3 protein-coding genes and 1 pseudogene are annotated in these 3,959 nt (G+C 75.0%); 1 reads left to right on the forward strand and 3 read right to left on the reverse strand.

The window, feature by feature from the left end; all coding sequences use genetic code 11:
* From PROKR_RS29990 to PROKR_RS30000, 3 genes and pseudogenes are all read right to left on the reverse strand, one after another.
* Nucleotides 1–386: pseudogene (locus tag PROKR_RS29990) on the reverse strand (cytochrome P450); the annotation flags it as partial.
* A gap of 98 nt (nt 387–484) precedes the next feature.
* A complete protein-coding gene (locus tag PROKR_RS29995) occupies nt 485–1,294 on the reverse strand; it encodes a glycosyltransferase family 2 protein (protein WP_051433520.1) in 810 nt (269 codons plus the stop codon).
* Complete coding sequence (locus tag PROKR_RS30000) at nt 1,291–2,460, reverse strand: 3-oxoacyl-ACP synthase III family protein (RefSeq protein ID WP_245606038.1); 1,170 nt, start codon at nt 2,458–2,460, stop codon at nt 1,291–1,293. Before PROKR_RS30000 ends, PROKR_RS29995 begins: the two co-directional genes overlap by 4 nt.
* A 142-nt stretch (nt 2,461–2,602) precedes the next feature.
* On the opposite strand from PROKR_RS30000, the gene PROKR_RS30005 reads away from it, so the two are divergent.
* The gene (locus PROKR_RS30005; protein ID WP_245606039.1) at nt 2,603–3,934 is read left to right on the forward strand and encodes a cytochrome P450; all 1,332 of its coding nucleotides are present in this window, start codon (nt 2,603–2,605) and stop codon (nt 3,932–3,934) included.
* The last annotated feature ends 25 nt before the right edge of the window (nt 3,935–3,959 follow it).

Raw genomic sequence — 3,959 nt, forward strand, 5'->3', positions numbered from 1 at the left:
GTCAGGTCCGGCAGCACGCCGACGCCGTCCGCGACGCCGGCCCCGGACACCAGCTCCCGCACCGCCCGGGGCGAGAACAACGGCCCGAGCGCGCGCCGCAGCGCGGCATGCTCCGCGCCCTCCATGTTGAGCAGCACGGACGGCCCGAGCACGGGCGTCCACAGGTCCGACGGCGCTCCCGGGCCCACCTTGGAGAAGTGGTCCAGGTCGAGCAGCACCTCGCGCGCGATCGCGGCGTCGCTCACCACCACGCCGATGCGCGGGACCCGCACCACCGGGCGGCGCCGCACGAACCGGAGCGCCGGGTACGCGAGCGGGTGCGCGGCCCGCTGCACCCGCTCCTCCCAGAGCGCCTCGGCCCCGCCCGTCCGACCGCTGTCCACCACAGCAGTTCCTGCCGGAGCCGGGCCCGTCCTGACAGGAACTGCCGTGGCCGGCGAAGGCCCGGCACCGGTCGGCGGACGGCCCTCGGTGGGTACGTCCGTCATCGGATGTCCACGACCTCGGGCCGGTAGCGGTGGTCGGCGTACCAGCCGAGCGTGCGCACCAGACCCCACGCGTGCACGCGGCGGGTCGACGCCCGTACCCAGACCTCGCGGTGCTCCGCGTACCGCGTGGTCAGCCGGCGCACGGCGTTGACCAGGGCGCGGTCCTCGTGCACGTCCTCGATCCGGGTGCGCGGGAACCCGCCCGCCCGCTCGTACAGGAACGCCGTGATCGCCATGTTGCAGCCCGGCGCCATCACGTACGGCCCCAGGTACCCCTCGTCCTGGTTCCCGGGCCGCACCTTGCCGAACGCGCTGGAGACCCACAGCGCCAACGACAGCACGCCCTGCTGGAACCGCGAGACCGGCAGGTCGTCCCTGCGTGGCACGAGCCGCCCGGCGACCAGCTCGTCGCCGGACGCGAACGCCTCGCGCACCGCGCGGGTCCACCCGGGTGGCGGCAGGCAGTCGGCGTCGGTCCGTGCCAGCAGCTCGGCGCCCAGGGCGATCGCGGTCCGCATCCCCGTGTCGGCCGCGGCCCCGGTCCCCTTCTCCGGCTCGGTCACCACCTGCCAGCGCAACCGCCCCCAGTCGGCGATCGCCTTGCGGACGACGTCGGGGGTGCCGTCCGTGGAGCCGTTGTCCACCACGACCAGGTCGAAGTCGTCGTCCTCCTGGGCGTGCAGCGCCTCGAGGGTGCGCAGGATCCCGTGCTCGTGCGCCTCGTTCAGCGCGGGCACGACGACGGCGAGGCGGGGCGGTGTTGTCGCCCCGCCTTCGCCGCGCTCCGCTCCGGTACCCCGTGTCACCACCGAACCACCATCGCACCCATGCTGATGCCGCCCGCCAGCCCGAGGAGCAGCACCACGTCGCCGCGCCGCAGCCGGCCCGACTCCAGGGCCGTCACGAGCTGCAGCGGCAGCGTTGCGGAGGCCAGGTTGCCGTGGTCGGCCACCGTGACGATCGTGCGGTCGGCGGGCACGCCGAGCGCCGCGTGCACGTCGGCGAGGTAGCCGACGGCGACCTGGTGCACCGCGACGAGCGCGACCTCGTCCATGGTCACGCCCGCCTGGTCCAGCGCCTCCTGCACGGGCCCGGGGCCGAGCGCGAGGAACGCCTCGCGCAGCCGCGAGCCGTCGATCTCGAAGTAGCTGCGCTCCGGGTCGCGCGGGTTGACGGTGCCGCCGCCCGGCAGCATGCCGACGTCCCAGTGCTGCGACTCGGCCGTGAACGCCGAGCCGAGGATCCCCGAGGGCCGGTCGCCGGACGCGACCAGCCCCGCCAGCTCGGCGGCCAGGTCGTCCTCGAAGCCGGACGGCGCCTCGGCCGCCTCCACCAGCACCGCGGCCCCGCCGTCGGACATGGTGTAGCCGGCGGCGGACATGGCGTAGGTCGCCCGGTCGGGCACGTCCCACCGGACGCCGCGCGTCGGCATCTCGCCGCACGCGACCAGCACGCGCCGGTACCGGCCGGTCCCGATGAGGGCCTCGGCCACCTCGATCCCGTTGAGCACGGAGTTGCAGGCGTTCTTGACGTCCATCACGGGCGCCCGGACGCCGAGCTTGGCCGCCGTGATGTGGCTGGTGGCGGGCTCGATCATGTCCTGGGTCGCGGACGCGAAGATCAGCAGGTCGACATCGCCGGGCCCCAGGCCCGCCCGCTCCAGCAGGGTCCGGGAGGCGGCGACGGCCAGGTCGGAGGCCTGCTGGTCGGCGTCGGCCACATGGACACGGCGCACGCCGGTCAGCCGCGACACCATCGGGAGACGAGGCGCGACCTTCGGGTTCCTGCGGTGCAGGTCGCGCTCGGTCTCGGCCACGTCCCGGCTGTTCTCGGGCAGGTGGACGGCCACCTCGGCGATGCGGGCGACAGGCCTCGACGACTGCTGGGGCTGCTGAGTCCGCTGGTAGGACGCGGACGGCTCGGCAGGTCGAGTGTTGACCGGGTTCAGCACGGCGGCCGGTTCGGGAAGCACCCGGGACAGATTAGGGCACGCCCGTGACGCGATGGTGACGGCTGGGCGATCAGCCGTTGCCGAGCTCGACGTCCAGGGCCTGCACGGCCGAGCGCCCGACCCCGGTACCGTGCCCGGCGCGCCCGCCCGTAGGGTGACGGCCGTGATCCCGATCCTCCCGACCACCCGGCACGAGCTCGGCCTCCTCTACCGAGCCCGGCCCGCGATGGCCGGCCTGCTCCTGGCGGGTACCGCTGCCCAGCGGTGGCCGCTCAATGGTTCACCGGTGCGCAAGGTGCCGGGCATCGGGTGGGTCACCGCCGACCCGGTGGTGGCTCGCACGGTCCTGCGCGACCACCGCTCGTTCACCATCCTCGGCGAGGGCGGCGTAGGGAACCTCTGGGCCCAGATCCTCGGCGACTGGGTGCTCGACCTCTTCGACGGTGCGGGACACCACGACCTGCGCTCCCGCACGCGCGAACTGTTCACGGAGGCCGTCTCGCGGGAGCTCGTGAGCGCCGCGTGGGACGAGCGGGTCGCCGTCGCCGGCGAGGCGCTGCGCTCAGGCGGAACGCTGGACGTCGCGCACCTCGCCCGGATCCTGGTGGGCCGCATGGTCATCAGCCTGCTGGGGGTCCCGCGCCCCGCCGGGCACGGCGGGTCCTGGCCCGACGACGAGGGTGCGCTGCGAATCTTCGAGACCGGTGAGCGGCTCGCCACCGTGGCGCTGGGCACCGCCGGCTCGACGATCCTGACGCCGGCCCAGGTGGCGACCGCGCGGGGCATCGCCGCCGAGCTGAACGCCGGGATCCCCGACGGCTGGCGGAACGCGCCGCCGGACACCCTGCTCGGCCGCTGCCGAGAGCTCGGCCTCGGACTGACCGAGACGTCCGGCCTGGCCTCGCTGCTCATGGTCGCGGGCACCGAGACCGCCGCGAGCGCCATGGCCCGGATCACCGCTCTGCTGGTCGACACGGGTGAGCAGCATCGGATGCTCGCGTCGCTCCGGGCGGGTACCGAGGCGCTCCGGGCGGGTACCGAGGCGGGGGCAGCTGTCGTCGCGCTCGGCGCGGCGGTGGACGACGAGCGGGCGGCCCGGCTGCTGAACCCCGGGGAGGCGGACCCGGTCGAGAACGTGGTCCGCGAAGGGCTGCGCGTGACCAGTCCCGCGTCGGTGATCGGCAGAGGGGTGGCGGCCGACGTCGAGGTGGGCGGTGCGGCGTTGCGTGCCGGTGAGCGGATCATGCTGCTGGTCTGGTCGGCGAACGCCGCCGCGGGCCCGTTCCGGGCCGATCGCCCATACGTGCGGGAGTCCCGCCAGCTCTGGTTCGGCGCCGGCCGCCACCTGTGCCTGGGCGCGGCGCTCGCCAGGGCCGAGATCGGCACCCTGCTGCGCATGCTGTGGTCCGAGGACCGGCCGCTGCGCATCGTGCGACGTCGGGCGGCGCGAGGCGTGCTGATCCCCGCGTGGTCGGAGCTGGTCGTCACGCGCTGACGCCGGGCGGCGGGCGGCGGGCGGC

The organism is Promicromonospora kroppenstedtii DSM 19349, from assembly GCF_000515355.1.
Classification (GTDB): domain Bacteria; phylum Actinomycetota; class Actinomycetes; order Actinomycetales; family Cellulomonadaceae; genus Promicromonospora; species Promicromonospora kroppenstedtii.